General features: G+C 57.6%; 2 protein-coding genes and 1 pseudogene. 1 reads left to right on the top strand and 2 read right to left on the bottom strand.

Features of this window, described 5'->3' with window-relative positions; all coding sequences use genetic code 11:
* Positions 1-95: 95 nt before the first annotated feature.
* Together QZX93_RS07610 and QZX93_RS07615 are read right to left on the bottom strand one after the other, a co-directional pair.
* A complete protein-coding gene (locus QZX93_RS07610) occupies positions 96-773 on the bottom strand; it encodes an IS1595 family transposase (protein ID WP_295393392.1) in 678 nt (225 codons plus the stop codon).
* Positions 774-944: 171 nt separating this feature from the next.
* The gene (locus QZX93_RS07615; RefSeq protein ID WP_295393393.1) at positions 945-2096 is read right to left on the bottom strand and encodes an actin, cytoplasmic 2; all 1152 of its coding nucleotides are present in this window, start codon (positions 2094-2096) and stop codon (positions 945-947) included.
* A 596-nt stretch (positions 2097-2692) separates the two neighbouring features.
* Between QZX93_RS07615 and QZX93_RS07620 the strand changes: the two are divergent.
* Positions 2693-3064, top strand: a pseudogene (locus QZX93_RS07620) (hypothetical protein); the annotation flags it as partial.

Genomic DNA, 3064 nt, shown 5'->3' on the forward strand with positions numbered 1-3064 from the left:
TCCCCCAGCGCGTCGACCAGAACGTGTTTCACATGCGTTGCCATCGGTGATCTCCTTCAGACCGCCCTACAGTAATTTAACCGGGGGGTGCTGTCTCACCTACATTGGCACAGAGGGGGCGAAGCAGGCCAGACCATCAGAGATAACGGTACTCTGTGGGCTGAGGTGAGCGCCGGCCCAGGCCGCGATCGCCTTGCGTGTGAAGCCCGGCAGCGGGTTGAATTTCGCGTGCAACGGATGCCCGTCGGCGTCAAGGGAGACCGCACCGATAAGGGAATCTTGTTCTCCGAACCGCGCCCAGCGGTGCCATGGCTGAGTTCGCCACCGAGGTAGGCATCATCGATCTGCACGGTTCCACCCAGCACGTAGGCGGCCTCGCGTTCGACCATGGTCTGCATCAACTTGTGGTGGATGAGCCAGGCGGTGGGATAGCTGCCCCCCAACTGGCGCTTCAGGGCCAGGGCCGAGAGTCCGGTCTTCGCCTCGCTGATCAAATAGATCGCCAAGAACCACACGGTCAGCCCCAGCTTGGTGCCTTCGAACACGGTGCCGGCGATCACCGAGGTCTGATGACGGCAGGCGTTGCACTGAAAGGTCTTGCGGCGGCTGCCGTGCAACACGCAGTGTGCGGCACCGTCACAGCGTGGACAGCGAAACCCCTCGGGCCAGCGTGCCCGCTCCAACGCGGCCTCGCACTGCGCTTCGGTGCCAAACTGCTGAAAGCGCTCAAGAAGCGACATCCCAGACTGAAACTGAATCCGGTTCATGGCCATGACAGACTCCTTATGCGTGTAAACCGAGCGTCAGTATGCGCCCGTCGGCCTCTCAGTGCGTGTTCTTGGCTGACGATTCTTGCTACTCAGGTAGGGACTTGACTCCCACACGGAAGCGGGCATCAGAGAGACAACCCGCTCGACTAATCCAACGCCTCAAACTTCGAGCTATTACAAGAAACCCTGGCACTGGCTATGAACAATACTCGCGCCGGATTCATCATATTGCTCTTTAGTAATCCACATTTGCTGAAAAACAGACGAAGACCCAAAAATTGAACCGCCAATCCAGGGTGAATAGCGCCGTTCAGGACGCGCTATTACGTTTACCGGCATACCTGGGGGCGCCAGCGCACTGATTTCCTTTTTCATTCTTTCAACGATACCTGGAATCATTGATGTTCCACCTGACAACAGGATGTTGGCGAATAGCTCCTGACGACGCTCGATATCGCATGCCATAATCGATTTACAAATGATTTCAGGAATCCCGAGAGACTCCATACCGATCAGTGAAGGCTGAAACAAAACCTCAGTACAGCGAAAGCACTCGCTGCCGATTGCAATAACCTCCCCGCCAGGCAATGTATAAGATTTCTCTTGGCCTACAGCCGCTTGCAGTTCCCCCTCAAAATCTTGCGCGACATAGCATAATGTTTCTTTTATATCATTTGCTATGGCAAGTGCGTCGGGTGCAGATTCAAAAGTGACAGCGTAGCCTCTTTCCTCAACCAATATCTTCAGTAAGCAGTTCGTCACATCCGTCCCCGCCAAATCCATGCGGATAACCCCCTGATGAAGTGATTGACCATTAACAATCGGAACGACATAAGTAACGCCACTTCCCAGATCAGCCACGAGTCCTGTCGCGCTGCCGCTTTCTTGAAGAGGCATCGTCGCTGACGAGACCACGAACATGGCTGGGGTACCAAATGTCTCGAACAGTAACTGGACCAATTTCTCCCGATTTGCGATAGGATTCAGAGGGGACTCGGTCAGCAAGATTGGATATTCCTCCGGCGCCACTTGCAGTGCATTAAAAAAGGTATAGTGAAGAATTGTCTCAAAGTCATCCCAATTTGTAACAATACCATGTTCATAAGGATACTTCAGCGTGAGAACACCTCGTTTGCTCAGTGCAGAGGAGCCGACGTAACAGCCACTTTGGCTCATACCGGTCACCACGCCCTGACGTCTGGGTCTACCCACAACCGTCGGGAAAACAACCGTCGGCGCGCTGTCACCGGCAAAACCAGCCTTTACAAAGCCTGAGCCAGCATCAACCACTATCACTCGCCCATCAAACACCTGTTCGTCAGTCACTTCTTTCTCCCGGTTTACCCAATTGTCATAAGAATCGTCGCTCAACGCAAAGCCCGCCGCCCGCCGGATTGCGGAAAAACGAGGCGCTCGAAGAACACGCCGACAAGGACTCTTCCCCCTTTATATCAAACCGATTAGCGATGATCAAGCCTGGCGCATAAGGCACCGTTTACGCCGCGGCGTTTTTCGCGGGCGCCACCGCAAGATGGGGCCGCCGCGACCCCCAAATGGGGAAATTTCTTAACATCCCTTGTCGCGTTGTTCCCCGGTCTGCGGGCAAATGAAATGGACGCTGCCCTTTTCCGGTATGGACTCCCGATCAAGATCCAAAGCAGCGCCCGCATCGACCAGAAATGGATCAGCGAACAGGCGTAGGAAAAGCTGTGCGGCCGGATGCGCCGCCGCAACAAGGCATCGTCCGCGGCGGCAGCGCACAGGATCAGACTGAACGGCCACCAGAAGGGCAGGACCGCCAGGCGCTGACAGGCCTGCCCGGGTGACCACCACCTGCACCCGGCCCGCAAGCCAGGGCCAGACCGGGCTGTCCGCCAGTTTCTCCAGCCCTGCCCTGCCATCCGGTGATCGGGGATCAGGACGTGGTAACTCCACCCCTCCAGGCCGGTGCGCACGCAACAGGCCCGATACCAGCGCACCGCGCGGTCGAGGATGAGGTCGGCCTGCTCCGGCCCCACGGTATCCACCAGAGACTTGAGTTCCCACGCGCCGACCTGGCGCCCCCAGTCGGTCGGCACCAGAGCGGCGAACAGGATGAACTCCTCACTGGTGCGGCTGGAAACCCAGGCGAAAGACGGCCGGCGAGCCGGCGTCCGATCCTGCACCGGCTCACCGCCCGGTTGCAGGGTGCGCGCTACGACAGCCTGCGCCGGGCGCTGACCGTCTGGTTTGTGCGGGTCTTGCTCCGGCGTGTGATGCCGGGCGAGAATCTGCCGGAAATCCACGAACTGCAA

Source organism: uncultured Thiodictyon sp., from assembly GCF_903946935.1.
GTDB lineage: Bacteria > Pseudomonadota > Gammaproteobacteria > Chromatiales > Chromatiaceae > Thiodictyon.